At 61.2% G+C, this 17,408-nt stretch carries 15 protein-coding genes and 1 rRNA gene; all 16 read left to right on the forward strand.

Annotated features, from left to right (window positions below):
• The first annotated feature begins 9 nt into the window (after positions 1 to 9).
• The 16 genes from rrf (at position 10) to cmk (ending at position 17,385) form a co-directional block, all read left to right on the forward strand.
• Positions 10 to 126, forward strand: a 5S ribosomal RNA gene (rrf, locus tag ROTMU0001_RS01215).
• Between the two features lie 257 nt (positions 127 to 383).
• The gene (locus tag ROTMU0001_RS01220; protein WP_005507686.1) at positions 384 to 1,520 is read left to right on the forward strand and encodes a tetratricopeptide repeat protein; all 1,137 of its coding nucleotides are present in this window, start codon (positions 384 to 386) and stop codon (positions 1,518 to 1,520) included.
• 188 nt (positions 1,521 to 1,708) lie between these two features.
• Complete coding sequence (locus ROTMU0001_RS01225) at positions 1,709 to 2,746, forward strand: HAD-IIA family hydrolase (protein ID WP_005507687.1); 1,038 nt, start codon at positions 1,709 to 1,711, stop codon at positions 2,744 to 2,746.
• Positions 2,739 to 2,906, forward strand: coding sequence for a hypothetical protein (locus tag ROTMU0001_RS01230; RefSeq protein WP_005507688.1), 168 nt, complete (start codon positions 2,739 to 2,741; stop codon positions 2,904 to 2,906). The genes ROTMU0001_RS01225 and ROTMU0001_RS01230 overlap by 8 nt, the downstream gene beginning before the upstream one ends.
• A 90-nt stretch (positions 2,907 to 2,996) precedes the next feature.
• Positions 2,997 to 3,725, forward strand: a complete 729-nt coding sequence (locus ROTMU0001_RS01235) for a TlyA family RNA methyltransferase (protein WP_005507689.1) — start codon at positions 2,997 to 2,999, stop codon at positions 3,723 to 3,725.
• A 264-nt stretch (positions 3,726 to 3,989) separates the two neighbouring features.
• Positions 3,990 to 5,027 carry an NAD kinase gene (locus ROTMU0001_RS01240; protein ID WP_155115027.1) on the forward strand — a complete coding sequence of 346 codons (1,038 nt, stop codon included), beginning with the start codon at positions 3,990 to 3,992 and terminating at the stop codon, positions 5,025 to 5,027.
• A gap of 19 nt (positions 5,028 to 5,046) precedes the next feature.
• Complete coding sequence (gene recN, locus ROTMU0001_RS01245) at positions 5,047 to 6,765, forward strand: DNA repair protein RecN (RefSeq protein WP_005507692.1); 1,719 nt, start codon at positions 5,047 to 5,049, stop codon at positions 6,763 to 6,765.
• A gap of 351 nt (positions 6,766 to 7,116) precedes the next feature.
• Positions 7,117 to 8,811, forward strand: a complete 1,695-nt coding sequence (locus ROTMU0001_RS01250) for a CTP synthase (protein WP_044141843.1) — start codon at positions 7,117 to 7,119, stop codon at positions 8,809 to 8,811.
• Positions 8,812 to 8,956: 145 nt separating this feature from the next.
• Positions 8,957 to 9,631, forward strand: coding sequence for an NUDIX domain-containing protein (locus tag ROTMU0001_RS01255; RefSeq protein ID WP_005507695.1), 675 nt, complete (start codon positions 8,957 to 8,959; stop codon positions 9,629 to 9,631).
• 93 nt (positions 9,632 to 9,724) lie between these two features.
• A complete protein-coding gene (locus ROTMU0001_RS01260) occupies positions 9,725 to 11,041 on the forward strand; it encodes a tyrosine recombinase (RefSeq protein WP_005507696.1) in 1,317 nt (438 codons plus the stop codon).
• Between the two features lie 94 nt (positions 11,042 to 11,135).
• The gene (locus ROTMU0001_RS01265) at positions 11,136 to 11,996 is read left to right on the forward strand and encodes a ParA family protein (protein ID WP_005506637.1); all 861 of its coding nucleotides are present in this window, start codon (positions 11,136 to 11,138) and stop codon (positions 11,994 to 11,996) included.
• Positions 11,997 to 12,188: 192 nt separating this feature from the next.
• A complete protein-coding gene (locus tag ROTMU0001_RS01270; RefSeq protein WP_005507697.1) occupies positions 12,189 to 13,196 on the forward strand; it encodes a segregation and condensation protein A in 1,008 nt (335 codons plus the stop codon).
• Complete coding sequence (scpB, locus tag ROTMU0001_RS08935) at positions 13,189 to 14,208, forward strand: SMC-Scp complex subunit ScpB (protein WP_005507698.1); 1,020 nt, start codon at positions 13,189 to 13,191, stop codon at positions 14,206 to 14,208. The genes ROTMU0001_RS01270 and scpB overlap by 8 nt, the downstream gene beginning before the upstream one ends.
• A gap of 81 nt (positions 14,209 to 14,289) precedes the next feature.
• Positions 14,290 to 15,450, forward strand: a complete 1,161-nt coding sequence (locus ROTMU0001_RS01280) for a pseudouridine synthase (RefSeq protein WP_005507699.1) — start codon at positions 14,290 to 14,292, stop codon at positions 15,448 to 15,450.
• Between the two features lie 18 nt (positions 15,451 to 15,468).
• Entirely contained in the window at positions 15,469 to 16,638 is a 1,170-nt protein-coding gene (locus ROTMU0001_RS01285) for a prephenate dehydrogenase (RefSeq protein ID WP_005507700.1), read from the forward strand.
• Positions 16,639 to 16,692: 54 nt separating this feature from the next.
• The gene (gene cmk, locus ROTMU0001_RS01290) at positions 16,693 to 17,385 is read left to right on the forward strand and encodes a (d)CMP kinase (RefSeq protein ID WP_005507701.1); all 693 of its coding nucleotides are present in this window, start codon (positions 16,693 to 16,695) and stop codon (positions 17,383 to 17,385) included.
• Positions 17,386 to 17,408 lie beyond the last annotated feature (23 nt).

Genomic DNA, 17,408 nt, shown 5'->3' on the forward strand with positions numbered 1-17,408 from the left:
CCGTAGGTTTGCGGTGATTATAGCAAGAGGGAAACGCCTGGTTCCATTCCGAACCCAGAAGCTAAGACTCTTCGCGCCGATGGTACTGCACTTTTGTGGGTGTGGGAGAGTAGGTTATTGCCGCTTTATTATTCAATAGCCCCGGCTTCGCCGGGGCTATTTTTGTTTGGGGAGGCCTAAAGGCCTCCCCATTTGTCTTTAACATCCCATCAGTACGGGTGCACGGATGGTGCTCTCTATACTAGAATGGTATGGCTTATGTTTAGGCATTAGCGGGTGTATCTAAAGCACCCCTCATAGAGTTGATGCCTCAGGCAGCGGTTCGCCCGAATCGACTGCATACCCTACCCGCCCACACTGGCGGATACCTCCCAAGGAGATTCATGTCTGAGACCCCCCGTCACGAGTCTAACGGCTCCGGCCCCCGCCAGCACCGCAAGAACAGCGGAGGAAAGGACTTCCGCTCCCAGAAGGGCGGCAAGAACTTTGGCGGCAAGGGCGGTTTCAAGCGTAACGACCGCGGAGGCAAGAAGTTCGACGGCCGTCGCTCCGACTCCCGATCCAAGGCACCTCGATCCAACGGCCCTGAGTCTGAGGCACCTCGCGAAGAAGTACGCAGCATCGGTGGCCGTGCAGGCTACCGCCCCGCAAAGCCCAAGGCGCCGGAAATTGACGACGACATCACCGGTCGCGAGCTGGACGGCGCAACCTTCCGTCAGCTGCGCGCCCTGGAACCGCGCAACGCAGAAACCGTTGCAAAGCACCTCGCCATGGCTGGTCGCTACCTCGACATCGACCCCGAATTCGCGCTGGAACACGCCGTTGCTGCATCCCGCAGTGCAGGTCGTATTGCCGCAGTACGCGAAGCCGTTGGCGTCGCCGCATATGTGGCAGAAGACTTCGAACTGGCCCTGCGCGAACTGCGCACCCACCGCCGTATTAGCGGCTCCGTAGACCACCTGGCATTGCTGGTAGACTGCGAACGTGCGCTCGGCCGCCTGCCCAAGGCAATGGAAATGATTGCAGAATTCAAGAAGGAAGAACTGCCCGCCAACGTGCGCGTGGAGCTCGCCATCGTTGAATCCGGCATCCTCAGCGATCAGGGCAAGAAGTCTGAGGCCGTCGTAGCACTGCAGATTCCTCAGCTGAACCCCAAGCGTGCCTTTGAGTACAGCCCCCGCCTGTTCAGCGCATACTCCGACGCGCTGGCTAACGCAGGCCGTAACCAGGAAGCAGAACGCTGGGCACGCCTCGCCTTCATGGCAGAAGCAGCACTGGGCCAGGGCAACTTCGCAGAACCCGAAATCTTCGACATGTTCGGTGAAGCTGGCCTCTTCGAGCAGGAAGAGAAGTCTGTAGAACTCACTGAGACCGTAGAAGAAGCTGAAGAAACCGCAGAAGCTTCCGCAGAAGAGGAAGCAAGCGAAGCTGACGAAGAGGCTGCCGAGAACGAGAAGACCGAAGCGCCTAAGTCTGATGCGCCTAAGGCTGAAGAAGCAGAAGAAACCTCCGCAGAATAAGACTGCAGAGAATCTAAGAATTCTAAATACATGACCTAAGTGTCAGCGTGAAACCGCTGGACGCCACACCCAAGCAGGGGAGAGCGTCCAGCGGTTTTCCATATAATCGCCCGAAGGCACCATCGCTAGAGTGTCTAACAGGTACGATTAATAGCGACAACCGCCAGAGACCCCGAGAGGAACACTCTATGACCACGAACGTACTCCTATCCCGCTACGATGCCCTCCTCTCCGATCTGGACGGCGTGGTCTACGCGGGTCCCTTCGCCATCGAAGGCGCACCCGAAGCGCTCAACCGTGCCGAAGAAGAACTCAACGTACCGGTCATCTTCGTCACCAACAACGCATCGCGCTCTGTAGAATCTGTAGCAGAGCACCTGCGTGAACTGGGTGTGCACACCCGAGCAGAACGAGTCGTCAGCTCCGCACAGGCAGGCGCCGCACTGCTCGCACAGCACGTACCCGCAGACTCCAAAGTGCTCATCACCGGCACCGAAGCACTCGCCGACTGCGTTCGTGCGGTAGGCCTCGAAACCGTACGCAAGGAAGAAGAAGGCCCCGTAGCCGTCATCCAGGGTTTCGACCCCAAGATCGGCTGGGAAGACCTTGCGGAAGCCGCCTACACCCTCGCAAACCCCGACATCCTCTGGATTGCCACCAACACCGACCAGAGCATCCCCAAGGAACGAGGCCAGGCACCCGGCAACGGAACCCTCGTAGCAGCCGTGGCAAGCGCAACCCGCCGCACCCCGCTCGTTGCGGGCAAGCCCGAAGCACCCATCTTCCACACCGCAGCGCAGGCAGTGAACTCCAGCCGCCCCGTCATCGTGGGCGACCGCCTGGACACCGATATTCTCGGCGCCAACAACGCAAAGATGGACGGCGCCCTCGTCCTCACCGGCGTACAGACCTACCAGGATGTCATCGAGGCCGTGCCGAACCAGCGTCCGACCTATATTCTGCGCACCCTCGAGGACTTCTTCGCACCCTACCCTGAAATTGAGGTGCTCTACGAAGGCTACGAAGTCACCGCAACCGGCCCCACCTGGCAGGCACGAGTCCGCGGCGAAAACCTGAGCCTGACCGGCCCCGAGATTGAAGATGCCGAAGCATTCGCGGGCAGCGAGAGCGAAGCCGAAGCATGGCGCGTAGCCTGCGCAGCATGGTGGGCAGCAAACCCCGAACAGGGCGCACGCCCCAACATCCAGGGGATCCCCGGTGCCTAAAGAACCGGAGACTAATAGCACAGCAGAGGAAACCGCTGAGCTTGATGCAGAATTCGAGCGCCAACTCGCGGCGACCCTCGCCATGGACCCCATAGAGCGCGTCAAGCGCCTCGAAACGATGAGTGAGCAACTGGAGAAGGACCTCGAAAACCTCTCCTAGTTCGCGGCGGTGATCCCTCAGAACAGCAATGCTCTGAGGAGCACTAGATAACCCGTCACCAGACGACGACAGAAAGAAGACAAGGACACCGTGCGCCTCGATAAATACCTGGTCGAAGCCGGATTCGTGAGCTCCCGAACCCTCGCCGCAAAACTCATCGCGGCAGGGGACGTGCAAGTCAACGGCAAGGTTGCGCGCAAAGCGTCCATGCTCGTGGGCCCGGAGGATACCCTCTACGTGCGCCAGAGCGAGCTGACCGAATACGTCAGCCGCGCAGGGCACAAGCTCGCCGGTGCCCTCGACGCGTTCCCCGAAATCGAGGTAGAAGGCAAGCGTTGCCTGGACGCGGGAGCATCCACCGGAGGCTTTACCGACGTGCTGCTTCGTCGAGGAGCCGCCCACGTAGCCGCCGTTGACGTAGGACACGGGCAGCTTGTGGACACGCTACGCGAAGAACCGCGAGTCGGCGTGTACGAAGGGCTCAACGTTCGCTACATGAAGCCCGAAGACATTGGTGGGCAGGTCGAACTGACGGTTTCTGACCTCTCGTTCATCTCACTGACCCTGGTTATGGAGGCGCTAGCGAATGCCACCGAAACCGGCGGCGACCTGGTGCTCATGGTCAAGCCGCAGTTCGAAGTCGGCAAGCACCGCATCGGACGCGGGGGAGTGGTGCACGAAGAAGCCGCCCGCCGTGAAGCCGTGGAAAAAGTGCAGGCATCTGCGGTGAGCCACGGATTGCGCGTGATGGGTATGGAACCCAGCCCGCTCCCTGGACAGGACGGCAACGTAGAGTACTTCCTCTGGTGCCGAAAATAAATAGTGCTAAGGCAGTCTGAGAAAAACCGCTCGGTAACGCAGGATGCGTTGAGGGTGGTGCTTTCTCAGGCTGCCGCGCTATGCGCAGGCACTTTTCACGGGTATTTTTCGCAGGTATCTAGAGATACCCCAGCTGTACGCTATTCGAAATAATTTTCTAAAAATATGGTACTTTAGAAAATCTTCGAGAACATATTCGGTATGATAGGGGTAGATACACCATCTCAACACCCCGATCTCAACACCCGATGGGAGAGAGTCGTTATGGCAGAACACGAAAGCCATGCACCGCAGGAAGCAGTCGCACAGGTAGCTACCGCAGGTGCGCGTCATGGTTCTGAACACCACAGTTTCGAACGTCATGGTTCCGAAGACTCGGTGGAACAACGTCACCGTAAGATTCTCGTCTTCGCCCACGTGGGGCGCAAAGAAGCACGAGATGCCGCCCGACAGGCATGCACCCAGCTCTACGAAGCGGGACTCGCGCCCGTCATGACTCGCTCCGATCTGGAGACCCTGAGTGAAAACTGGGACGAGCCCGTCCCCGTGCAGGTCGTCCACGAATCTGTAGCGCTCATCGATATTGAACTCGGCGTGGTGCTCGGTGGCGATGGTTCGATTCTTCGTGCCGCAGAAATGGTACGCCGAACCAGCGTTCCGCTCATTGGCGTGAACCTGGGGCACGTCGGCTTCCTCGCCGAATCCGAAGAGAGCGACCTGACCGAAACCGTTCGCTGCATCGTCAACAACGAATACACCGTTGAAGAACGCATGGCAATCGATGTGGAAGTCTGGAACGACGGCAAGCGCGTGCACAGCGACTGGGCGCTGAACGAAGCCAGTGTTGAAAAGGGCAACCGCGAAAAAATGATTGAAGTCATTATTGAAGTGGACTGCCGCCCGCTCAGCAGCTTCGGCTGCGACGGTGTGGTCATGGGAACCCCCACCGGCTCGACCGCCTATGCTTTCTCCGGTGGCGGCCCGGTCGTCTGGCCCGAAGTTGAGGCAATTCTCATGGTGCCCCTCTCGGCTCACGCGCTCTTCGCGCGCCCGCTGGTAGCAGCGCCGACCTCCACCTTGGCGGTAGAAATGATGCCCGGAAACGGTGCCTCCGGCGTGCTCTGGTGCGATGGCCGCCGAACCGTGGAGTTGGACCCCGGCTCCCGTATTGAGGTGCGACGCTCCGAAAAGTCGGTGCTGCTCGCCCGTATCCACCCGGCTCCCTTCTCTGAGCGACTGGTGCGTAAATTTGAGCTTCCGATCCGTGGCTGGCGTGGCCCGCAGGACACCGAGAAGCACTAAAGAAAAGGAATGAACGTTCGTGATTGAGGAAATCCATATTCGAGACCTCGGCATCATCACCGATGCGAGGCTCCCCCTCGAACCCGGATTCTCCGTGCTGACCGGTGAAACCGGCGCAGGTAAAACCATGGTCGTCACCGCCCTCGGTATGCTCCTGGGCGCCCGCTCCGACGCCTCCAGCGTGCGCAACGGTGCTAAGAGCGCCCTCGCCGAAGCAGTGATTCGCCTGCCCCACGGGCACCGCGCCCTCGAGCTTGCCGAAGAAGCCGGCGGTACCGCCGAAGACATCGACGAACAGACCTCCGAGCTGCTGCTGGCACGCACCGTCAACGCCTCGGGACGCTCCCGTGCCCACGTCGGCGGTTGCTCCGCACCCATCGGGACCCTGTCTCAGATTGGTCAGACTCTTGTTGCAGTCCACGGCCAGTCCGATCAGCTGCGCCTCAAATCAGCGGCAGAGCAGCGCCAGTCCCTCGACCTGTACGCCGGTGAAGAGCTCTCCAACCTGCTGGAGAAGTACCGCGAAAACTACGAGCGATACCGCGCCGCCGCCGCAGAGCTGAAGGAAGTACGCGAAAACTCGCGCGCACGAGCCCTCGAAGCGCAGACCCTGCAGGGAGCCCTCGAAGAAATCAGTGCCGTCAACCCGCAGGAGGGCGAAGAAGAAGAGCTCAAAGCCGAAATGGTGAAGCTCATGAACGTTGAAGCGCTACGCATTGCCTCGGCAACCGCCTCCGCGGCGCTCAGCGGTAGTGAATACTCTACCGGCGACGAGCAGAGCGTCATGAGCCTGCTCGATGCAAGCCGCTCCGCGCTCCAGGCGCAGGCAGACGCTGATGAAGAGCTTGCTTCTCTCGCCGCGCGCGTCAACGAACTGTTGATTCTTGCCACCGATATCTCCTCGGATCTGTCCTCCTACATGGCCTCCCTGGATGTTGAAGGCCCCGAACGTCTGGCGCAGGTGCAGACTCGCCGCGCCCAGCTGGCGACCCTCACCCGCAAATACGGTGCCGACATCGCCGAGGTTCTCGAATGGGCCGAAGAATCCCGTGCACGCCTTGAGACCCTGGTGGACGACCCGCAGCGACAGGAAACCCTGGAAACCGAGCTGGTACAGCTACGCAAGGTGCTCGGCGCCCAGGCAGAAGAGCTGACCGCCCTGCGCCGTGCCGCCGCACAGAAACTGGCAGACGCCGTCAGTGAGGAGCTCACCGCTCTTGCCATGCCGAACGCCTCCCTGGTCGTGGAAGTTGCTGAAGCCGAAAAGTTCTCGGTGCACGGCCGAGACACCGTGACCTTCATGCTGGCGCCCCACCGAACCGCCGTGCCGCGCCCGCTCGGTAAGGGCGCCTCCGGCGGCGAGCTCTCCCGCGTAATGCTCGCCCTGGAGGTAGTGCTTGCCGAAGTAGACCCCGTACCCACCTTCATCTTCGACGAGGTGGACTCCGGCGTGGGCGGTAAGGCCGCTATCGAAATCGGTCGCCGCCTCGCCATGCTCGCCCGACACGTGCAGGTTCTGGTGGTCACCCACCTGCCGCAGGTTGCAGCCTTCGCGGACCAGCACATCCTCGTGCTGAAAAACGATGACGCGTCCCTCTCAAAGGTCAAGGTACTTTCCGAAGAGGAACGCGTGGTGGAACTGGCGCGAATGCTCTCCGGGCACGATCAATCAGAATCGGCGCGAGAGCATGCCCGAGAGCTACTGGCAGCCGGTCGAGAAGTGCCGCAGGGGCGCTGAAACTGACGGCAAGCCGGCGGCAAACCGGCAGAGAAAAGTATGAGGAAAGTGCTGGCAAAAGCGCCGAAAGGTGGCATCTTTCGCACCAAAGACCATCAAAGGGGCTGAAGTGTGCGAGCGTGCCTCAGAAAGTTGCCAGTACAGCCCGCGCCGGTGACCAATAGCGGTGCATGGATCCCAGAGGATGTGAGATACTCTGTGAATGCTCCTACACCTGCTTCTACACGGCGCGGCGGGAATAATAAATCCCCAGCTCCGTTTACAGTGGTGATAAGGACAAATAGGGGAGGGAAAGCCGCCTGAGAGAATCCTCTCGCGGCAAAACCCTCTGCTTGGATAGCAGACAAGAAAATGGTAGGCTTGAATTCCGTGGTGAATGAAAAAAATAACGCTCTGAACGCGTCCTCTAACGACAAGGTAACCCGCCAGATTTTCGTGACCGGCGGCGTTGCATCTTCTCTCGGTAAGGGCCTGTCGGCCTCTTCCCTTGGTCAGCTTCTTCGCGCACGTGGCCTCTCTGTGACCATGCAGAAGTTCGACCCCTACCTGAACGTCGACCCCGGTACGATGAACCCCTTCCAGCACGGTGAAGTCTTTGTCACCGACGACGGTGCTGAAACCGACCTCGACATCGGACACTACGAGCGCTTCCTGGACGAAAACCTCGACCAGTCCGCTAACGTGACCACCGGCCAGGTCTACTCCTCCGTCATCGCGAAGGAACGCCGCGGCGAATACCTCGGTGACACCGTCCAGGTCATCCCTCACATTACCGACGAAATCAAGGCCCGTATGCGTCACGCAGCGGAAATTGAAAACGCACCCGACATCATCATCACTGAAATCGGTGGTACCGTCGGCGATATCGAGTCCCTGCCCTTCATGGAGGCAGCACGCCAGGTACGCCGCGATGTTGGCCGCAAGAACGTCTTCTTCCTGCACGTCTCCCTGGTGCCCTTCATCGGCCCCTCCGGCGAGCTCAAGACCAAGCCGACCCAGCACTCCGTGGCAGCACTGCGCGGCCTGGGCATCCAGCCTGACGGTCTGATCCTGCGCTGTGAGCGTGAGGTCCCCGCATCGCACCGCTCCAAGATCGGTAACGCATGCGACGTGGACACCGACGCAGTGATTTCCTGCGCCGACGCACCCAGCATCTACGACATCCCCAAGACCCTGCACAGCCAGAAGCTCGACGACTACATCCTCGACTACTTCGGCATTGAGGCTCCCGCACCGGACTTCACCCAGTGGGACCGCCTGCTCGACGCAGTGCACCGCCCCGCAGCAGAGGTCAACGTTGGCCTGGTCGGTAAGTACATCGACCTGCCCGACGCATACCTGTCCGTCTCCGAGGCTCTGCGCGCCGGCGGCTTCGCAAACAACGTGAAGGTCAACATCAAGTGGGTTGCAGCCGACCTGTGTGCAACCGACGAAGATGCAGACCACCAGCTGCGCAACATGGACGCAATCCTCGTGCCCGGCGGCTTCGGCATCCGCGGCCTGGACGGCAAGATCGGCGCCCTCAAGTACGCACGCGAGCACAAGATCCCGACCCTGGGCATCTGCCTCGGCCTGCAGTCCATGGTCATCGAGTACGCACGCAACGTACTGGGTCTAACCGAAGCATCCTCCACCGAGTTCGATCCGGAAACCTCCGTACCGGTCATCGCAACCATCGAAGAGCAGAAGCAGTTCGTCGAAGGTGCAGGCGACCTGGGCGGCACCATGCGCCTGGGCCTGTACAAGGCAAACCTGGTTCCCGGCTCTCAGGTAGCTAAGGCGTACGGTGCAACCGAGGTTGCAGAGCGTCACCGCCACCGCTACGAGGTGAACAACGAGTACCGCGAGCAGCTTGAAGAAGCAGGCCTGCGCATCTCCGGTACCTCCCCGGACTCCTCGCTGGTCGAGTACGTGGAACTACCCGCAGAGGCACACCCCTACTACGTGGCAACTCAGGCACACCCCGAGTACCGCTCGCGTCCGACCCGCCCGCACCCGCTCTTCTCCGGCCTGATTAAGGCTGCTCTGGAGCGCCGCGGCGCCTAACATCTAGGCACAAACGTTCAGCATCCCGCTCACCCCGTACTGGGGAGAGCGGGATGCTTTCGTTTAAGCGTGAGCGTGGTCTACTCTGCGCCCACACCTGACGCGCCAAACGTAGCGGGGCTAAGAAGCCGCCTACAATGAAAGAATGAGCAACAACCAGCAGATTATTGATGCACCCTCCGAACGCACCATCCGCACCCGCACCGTGAAGTACAGCGGCTACGTGATCGAAACGACCGTTGAAGAGTACGAACTCAACGAAAACGCCGTGCTGACCCGCGACGTCGTGGAAATGCCCGGCGCCGTCGCCGTGGCGGTCCTCAACGACAACAACGAACTGCTGATGCTTAACCAGTACCGCCACCCGGTGCGTATGAACCTCTGGGAAGTACCCGCCGGACTGCTCGACATCGACGGTGAAGACCCCCTGGTCGCCGCGCAGCGCGAACTTGCCGAAGAGGCAGACCTGCAGGCAGACACCTGGAACGCACTGACCGACTACTTCAGCAGCCCCGGCGCAACCAGCGAAGCAGGCCGCGTCTACCTGGCGCGTAACCTCTCGGAACTGCCCGTCGAAGAACGTAGCGAACGCACCGACGAAGAAGCAGAAATGACCTACCGCTGGGTGCCCCTCGCCGAGGCAGTGCAGCTGGTGCTGGGCGGAAAGGTTCATAACGCGCTCGCTATCCAGGCGGTACTCGCCACCTACGCGGCGGAGCAGAACAATTTTGAAGGTCTGCGCCCCGCCGAGGGCGGCTGGGAGTTCCACCCCTACATGGGGCAGCGCCGCGAAAAGCCGGAGAACTTCCGCAACCACTAAGAACGGAACGTAGAGTGGGGGAGTAGCCCAGCCTACGGCAAACCCAAATATCAAGAGGCCCAAACATCAAACAGAACCGGCAGAGGAGATAGCGTGAAGCAGGCAAAAAGCACGGTGAGCAAGGCGCCCCGCGGCGCGGGTCTGCTTGGTGTGCCCTCTTCTGCCGGTTCCTCCGTGCTGGGTTCTTCTGCCCTTGGTTCTACTCCGAGTTCTTCCCATCAGGAGGCGCAGACCCCGCTCCAGAAAGCCATTGACCAGTACCTCATCCACCTGCGCGTGGAGCGAGGAAGCAGCGAGCACACCATCGCCTCCTACGCGCGCGATTTGCGACGATACAGCGCCTACATGGCGACCCTCGGCGTCATCGACCCCGAACGCATCACCACCGCGCAGGTACGCTCCTTCATGCGGGAACTCGCCGCTCCCACCGTGCCCCTTGCCGGATTCGAAGCGGGGGAGAAGAACAACCAGAACGCGCAGGAAGCTCAGGAAGCGCAGGAAGAAGCCGCAGAATCGCTGGCACTGATGATCGCCTCCGAATCGGGGCGAGGGACAGGAAACGGGCGCGCTGGGAAAGGTCGTGCCGGGCAGCCGGAGAAAGCCGGGGCGTCAGAAAAAGAAACGCCAGCCGCTGAAGGCGCGCCGAGCCTGCCCCTGCCCTTGGGGCCGAACTCCATCGCCCGCACCATGGCGGCAGTCCGCGGAGCACACGCCTTCTGGGTCTCCGCGCTCATCGTGCCCACCGACCCGGCGGCACCGGTCACCCCGCCCAAGAACGTTAAACGCCTACCCAAAGCAGTCAGCGTAGAAGACATCCAGCGGCTACTCGCCGTACCCGACCGCGAAACCGCCACCGGGCTACGTAACCGAGCCATACTCGAATTCCTCTACGCCACCGGCGCGCGCGTGAGCGAAATGCTCAACGCCGATATCGACGACGTGCACTTCGAAGGAACCCTCACCGACGAAGACGGCAACCAGATTACCCTGCCCGGCTACGTTCGACTCTTCGGCAAGGGAAACAAAGAACGACTCGTACCCATCGGAAGCTACGCCCAAAAAGCAATCCAAGACTACCTGGTGCGTGCCCGCCCCTCCTTCGTAGCGCACGGTAAAGGCACCTCCGCGCTCTTCGTGAACGGACGAGGCGGCAGACTCGGACGCCAAGGCGCCTGGCTCATCCTCAAAGAAGCCGCCGAAGCCGCCGGGCTCAGCTCCGACTTCTCACCGCACTCCATGCGCCACAGCTTCGCAACGCACCTGCTACAGGGCGGAGCTGATATTCGCGTGGTGCAAGAACTGCTCGGGCACGCTTCCATCGCCACCACACAGGTGTACACCAAGGTCACGCCCGAGGGGCTCATGGAGGTGTACCGCATGGCGCATCCGCGTGCTCACGAACGGGGATAAAACCCCGTCAATCCGCGGAACAGCCGCTCTTGAGGTAACCTTATAGACAACGCTTAAACTTTAAAACTTCGAATTCATTGATGAAGGTGAACCATTGACTGAAGCTCAGGCTCAAGAACTCGGCCCCACCGGTCGACCCCTGCGCGTATACCCCGACCCGGCTCCGCTGAGCAGCCACGGTCCCGCCCGCATTATCTCTATGGTGAATCAGAAGGGCGGCGTGGGTAAGACCACCTCCACCATTAACCTGGGCGCGGCGCTGGCAGAATGCGGCCGTAAGGTGCTGCTGGTCGACTTCGACCCGCAGGGTGCTCTCTCCGCCGGTTTCGGTGCGAACCCGCACGAACTGGACCTGACCGTCTACAACGTCATGATGGACCGCAAGGTCGACATCAAGGACGTCATCCTGCCTACCGGCGTGGAGAACATCGACCTGCTGCCCGCCAACATTGACCTCTCCGCAGCTGAAGTCCAGCTGGTCAACGAAGTGGCTCGCGAGCAGGTTCTCGCCTCGGCACTGCGCAAGGTCCGCGACGAATACGACGTCATCCTCATCGACTGCCAGCCCTCCCTGGGCCTGCTGACCGTCAATGCACTGACCGCTTCCGAAGGGGTCATCATTCCGCTGATTTGTGAGTTCTTCGCGCTGCGCGCCGTCGCACTGCTGGTCGACTCCATCGAGAAAGTTCAGGATCGACTGAACCCCGACCTCGAAATCTCCGGCGTACTTGCCACCATGTTCGATGCGCGCACCATCCACTCCAAGGAAGTTCTGGCACGCATCGTGGACGCATTCGGCGACAAGGTCTTCGACACCGTCATCAAGCGCACCGTGAAGTTCCCGGACGCATCGGTGTCCGCTGAGCCGATTCTCAGCTACGCCTCCAGCCACCCCGGCGCGGAAGCATACCGCCAGGTGGCACGCGAACTGATCTACAAGGGCGGCGCACGCTAAAGCCCCCACACCTATACGCCCTCTGCTGAGGTGATTCTCACCCTTGAATCACACCGGCAGAGGGCGTATAATTGTGTGGATTCTAAAGACCCCGCACACTGCTTACGCCGAAAAAGTAGGCGAAGTAAAAGCCGCATCTGAGACGGCACCAACAAAGCCGGGGAGAATAAACCTAAGGAGAATAGGTCGTTTATGACCACGAACGTCGCTGCCGTGAGGGTACCGACACCGAACGCAGACACCGCCGCGAACGCCCGGACTGAGGGCCGCGGCCTGCAGAACCCGGAACGCGGTTTCACCCTCACCCTCAGTAATTTTGAGGGTCCCTTTGATCTTCTACTGACCCTCATTTCGCGCCGCAAACTCGACATTACCGAGGTGGCGCTCGCAGAGGTCACCGACGAGTTCCTCGCATACCTGCACGCCCTCTACGCTGAAGGCACCGAACGCGCACTCGACGAAGCCAGTGAATTTCTGGTCACCGCCGCAACCCTGCTGGAACTCAAAACCGCACGCCTGCTCCCGCAGCATCGTGAACCCCTCGAAGAGGACGTTGCACTGCTGGAGGCACGCGACCTGCTTTTCGCCCGTCTGCTGCAATACCGCGCCTACCGCGAAGTCGCCGATATTTTTGCCGAACGCTGGGCGCAAGAAGCGCAGCGTTTTCCCCGTGCGGTAGCCCTCGAAGAACGATTCGCCCAGGCGCTACCCGAGCTGGTCTTCACCGGAGGCGCCGAAGAGTTCGCCCGCATCGCCGCAGCAGCGCTGAGTCGAACCCCCAAAGAGCCCGAACCGGAACCCGAAGAAATCGTTGAAGAACTCAACGAGCACCTGCACGTTCCGCTAACCACCATCGCGGCTGAAGAACACTACATTCTGCACAGCCTGCTCGATACGGCGGCGCGGGAACTGAGCTTCGCCGAACTGGTTCAAGGATCCGGCGAACTAGAAATCGCGGTGGTTCGTTTTCTCGCCCTGCTCGAGCTCTACAAAGAAGGCGCCCTGCACGTGGAACAGGACGCACCGCTCGGAGCCATTCGGGTACGTGCGAGCGCGAGCGCGGCACAGTTCGTGATTCGCGAAGAAAGTGCAGACACCGCAGGCACACAGGATGCGCACGAAACCAGTGGAGCACTTGAGTCATCCGAAGCGAACGAATCTGAAGCTAACACGGAACCGGTAAAGGAGGATTATGAGTAATCACGGCTCCCGCTTTGACCGTGAATTCACCCCCGACGACCTTGCCATCGTGAACATGGGCTACTGGGATCCGAACGCAGACGAGGATTCGGAACAGACAGACTCGGTGCCGGTAGAGGCGGAAATCTCAAAGCCTGCTGAGGCGGACGCTGAGCCGGCTGAGTACGAGGTAGCGGCAGCTCCTCTGGATGAGGTGACCGAAGAAGCTGAGGAGGCTGAAGCCGCTGAAACGGTAGAGGACTCCGACGGTTCCGACATTTCCGACAGCTCTGAGAAATCACAGGAAACTGCATCCCGCGAGTCGGAGAAACCGGCAACGAAATCGGCAGCGAAATCGGTAAAGATTCCGGCGGGAGGCCCCTCCACCGCACCCAGCGTGGCGGTCGATGCCGAAGCCGAATTCTCCAAGGTCGAGGCAATCCCCGGCGGCGTCAAAAGCGCCATTGAAGCGATCCTCGCCGTTGCCGAAGCGCCCGTGAGCGTGCGTGAACTCTCCGCCGCGCTCATCGTCAGCGAACGCGCTGTTGAGCACGCGCTCGACCAGCTGTACCGCGAGTACAACGGCGAAGAAAGCGGCTACGGAGAAGACGAAAACCGGGTAGCGCCCGAACCGCGCGGATTCCAGCTGCGGAACATCGCAGGAGGCTGGAAGCTCTACGCCCGCGACGACTTCGCCCCCTGGGTGGCACGCTTCGTGACCCGCTCCAAGAGCGCGACGCTGAGCAAGCCCGCCTACGAGACGCTCGCCGTGATTGCCTACCAGCAGCCGGTGACCAGGGCGAGGGTAGCCTCCATTCGAGGCGTGAACGCGGACGCGGCAATCCGCCAGCTACTGCAACGGCAGCTGATTCGTGAAGCAGGGCGAGAAGCCGGAAGCGGCGCGACCCTCTACGAAACCACGGAGCTGCTGCTGGCGAAGCTCGGGTTGAACTCCCTGGAGGAGCTGCCGGCGCTCGCGCCCTTCCTGCCCGATGACACGGAAGCCGCAGTGCTTGCCGAAGGCAACGACTAAGACAACGAATCAATAAGACGAACGAACGTTCGGGAAAAGCCTGAAACGTTCGCACTATACGACAGAAAAGAGAAGAACACCATGGCATATGGAAACTCCTCCCGCGGCGGCCGCTCTGCATCCGGCCGCCCCCAGAACTCCCGCGGTGGCCGTCCCGGCGCTGCTCGTCCCGGTCAGGGCGGTAAGCCCGGCGCTAAGGGTGCATCCGCACGCGGCGGTCGCCCCGGCGCACCGAAGAGTGGCGCAGGTAAGGGCGGCGCAAAGGGCTTCGGCGAGAAGAAGTTCGGTGACAAGAAGTTTGGCGAGAAGAAGTTCGGCGCAGGCCGCGCAGGTTCCGGCCGAGGCCGCGGCACCGAACTGCCCAAGCGCGAACGCCGCGCACCGGGCCGCCCCTACCGCTCCGGCGAAGCCTTCGCAAACGAGCGCGGCGAATACCGCGTCAGCAACTACGCTGGTCCGCACCGCCCCCGCCGCCCCCGCAACGCCCCGGTAGACCACTACGAGTTCTACGACCACGACGGCGTGCGCCTGCAGAAGCTGCTGGCTCAGGCCGGTGTGGCATCCCGTCGCGTCTGCGAAGAAATGATTACAGAAGGCCGCGTTACCGTCAACGGTGAAGTCGTGACCGAACTGGGTGTGCGCGTGGACCCCTCCAAGGTGACCGTGCAGGTGGACGGCATGACCGTTCAGACCAACGACAAGCTCGTCTACATGGCATTCAACAAGCCCGCCGGCGTGGTCTCCACCATGGAAGACCCCGAAGGCCGCCCCTGCATCTCCGACTTCCTGCGTTCCTCCATGAGCGAGCGCGTGTTCCACGTGGGCCGCCTGGACGTCGAGACCGAGGGTCTGCTGCTGCTGACCAACGACGGTGAACTGGCCAACCGCCTGACCCACCCCTCCTACGAGGTGCCCAAGACCTACCTGGTGCAGGTTCCCGGCCCGATGGAGCCCGGCGTCGGCGCAGCCATGAAGAAGGGTATTCGCCTGGAAGACGGCGTGACCCGCGTTGACGAGTTCAAGCTGGTGGACTCCACCCCCGGCCATGTGCTCGTTGAGGTGACCATCCACTCCGGTAAGAACCGCATCGTGCGCCGCCTCTTCGACGCCGTCGGCTACCCGGTTGAGCGCCTGGTCCGCGTCGAGATGGGCCCGATCCGTATTGGTTCGCAGAAGCAGGGTACCGTCCGTAACCTCTCCAAGGTCGAGATTGGTCACCTGCTCGCTTCGGTGGACATGTAATAACGCTAAGGAGTTGTCATGAGCTCGCCCGCTGAGCTTTCCGCATCTGAGCTGCCCATCGACTCAACGCTGACCGGGCCGGTGCTCATTATCGGCTCGGGTCTGCTGGGTGCCTCCATCGGTTTGGGGTTGCGTGCGGCAGGATGCGAGGACGTGTACGTCCAAGATATTTCACCCACCGCCGAGGCTGTGGCGCAGGATATCGGTGCCGGTACAAGCTTCTCCACCCTGTCGGAGCAGGAGCGCGCCGCGTTCGCCCCGCAGCTGGTGGTGGTGGCTGCGCCTCCGGATAGTGCCGGTGCCGTGTGCGCTCGCGCGTTGAACACCTATGCGCCTCGACCGGAGGCGGGCTACCCCGGCGCCGTGGTGACGGATGTTGCCTCGGTGAAGGTGCAGCCGCTGGCTGATGTGCTTGCCTCGGGTGCGGATGCGTCCCGTTACGTGGGTTCGCATCCGATGGCTGGGCGTGAGAAGTCTGGCCCGGTGGCTGCTCGCGGTGAGCTGTTCCAGGCGCGTCCGTGGATTATCTGCGAGCACGATTCGGTTCGCCCCGAGTGTGTGCGCCTGGTGCGTTCTGTGGCGGTTGAGCTGGGCGCGATTGTGACTTCTCTGAGCGTTGAGGAGCATGATCAGACGGTTGCCCTGATCTCTCATGTGCCGCAGGCGATGAGTTCGCTGTTGGCTTCGCGTCTGCAGGACACTCCGCTGTATGCGCTGTCCCTGGCGGGTCAGGGTTTGCGCGATACGGTGCGTATTGCGGCTTCGGACCCGACGCTGTGGGTGCAGATTTTTGCGGCGAACGCTGACCCGATTGTGCAGACCCTCTACGGTGTGCGTGATGACCTGAACCGTCTCATCGCGACGCTGGAGAACCCGACGGCGTCCGGCGCTCGCCTGGATTTGGCGCAGCTGATGAGCGAAGGCAACGCGGGCGTGAGCCGTATTCCGGGTAAGCACGGTACTGCCCCCGCCGCGTTCGCAAAGATGACGGTGCTGGTGGACGACACCCCTGGCACGCTGGCTCGTTTGCTTGCCGAGATTGGTGAGCTGGGCGCGAACCTTGAGGATTTGCGTCTGGAGCACTCGACGGGTGCCCCGGTGGGTATGGCTGAAATCTCGGTCAATCCGTCTATTCATGAGGCGCTGGTCCGCGATTTGTCGGCTCGCGGTTGGCGTGTTGTGAAGTAGAGTTAAAGCTGTATTTTCCGGCATAAAGTTTGAGACGAATTTTAAGGAGTGCTGATGCACGAGAACCCTAAACTGACGATTGCTATTGACGGTCCCTCCGGTTCCGGTAAGTCGTCTGTGTCTAAGGAAGTTGCACGCCACTTTGGTCTGGCGTACCTGGACACCGGTGCAATGTACCGTGCCGCAACCTACCGTGTGCTGGAACTTGGCATTGACCTGAACGACGCTGAAGCGATCGCGAAGGCTGTCGAGGAGATGCCCCTGGTGTTTGGTACGAACATTAAGGAAGAAGAGATTCTGATGGGCTCGACCGATATCCGTGAGGAGATTCGTAGCGAGCGTATTTCTTCGGCGGTGTCTGCTGTGGCTTCGGTTCCGGCGGTTCGTGAGCACCTGATTGGCCTGCAGCGTTGGATGATCAACCACGCTATTAACGGCATGGTCGCTGAGGGTCGCGACATCACCACCGTGGTCGCTCCCGACGCTGATGCGCGCATCCTGCTGACTGCTTCTGAAGAGGTGCGCATGGCGCGCCGCGGCCTGGAGAACGCGGAGAAGTCCGGCGCTTCGGGTGACTTGAGCAAGCAGATCGCTGAGCGTGATGCGAAGGATTCGAAGGTCAATAACTTTATGGAAGCTGCCGAGGGTGTGACCCTGGTGGACAGCTCGGATCTTGATTTTAATGCGACGGTCTCTGCAGTGATTAACGCTGTGAATGACCAGTTGAAGGCGAAGCGCGCGGGCTAGGCCCCGCCGAAACGCTGGGGGAG

The sequence above is a fragment of the Rothia mucilaginosa ATCC 25296 genome (assembly GCF_000175615.1).
In the GTDB taxonomy this organism is placed as follows: Bacteria; Actinomycetota; Actinomycetes; order Actinomycetales; family Micrococcaceae; genus Rothia; species Rothia mucilaginosa.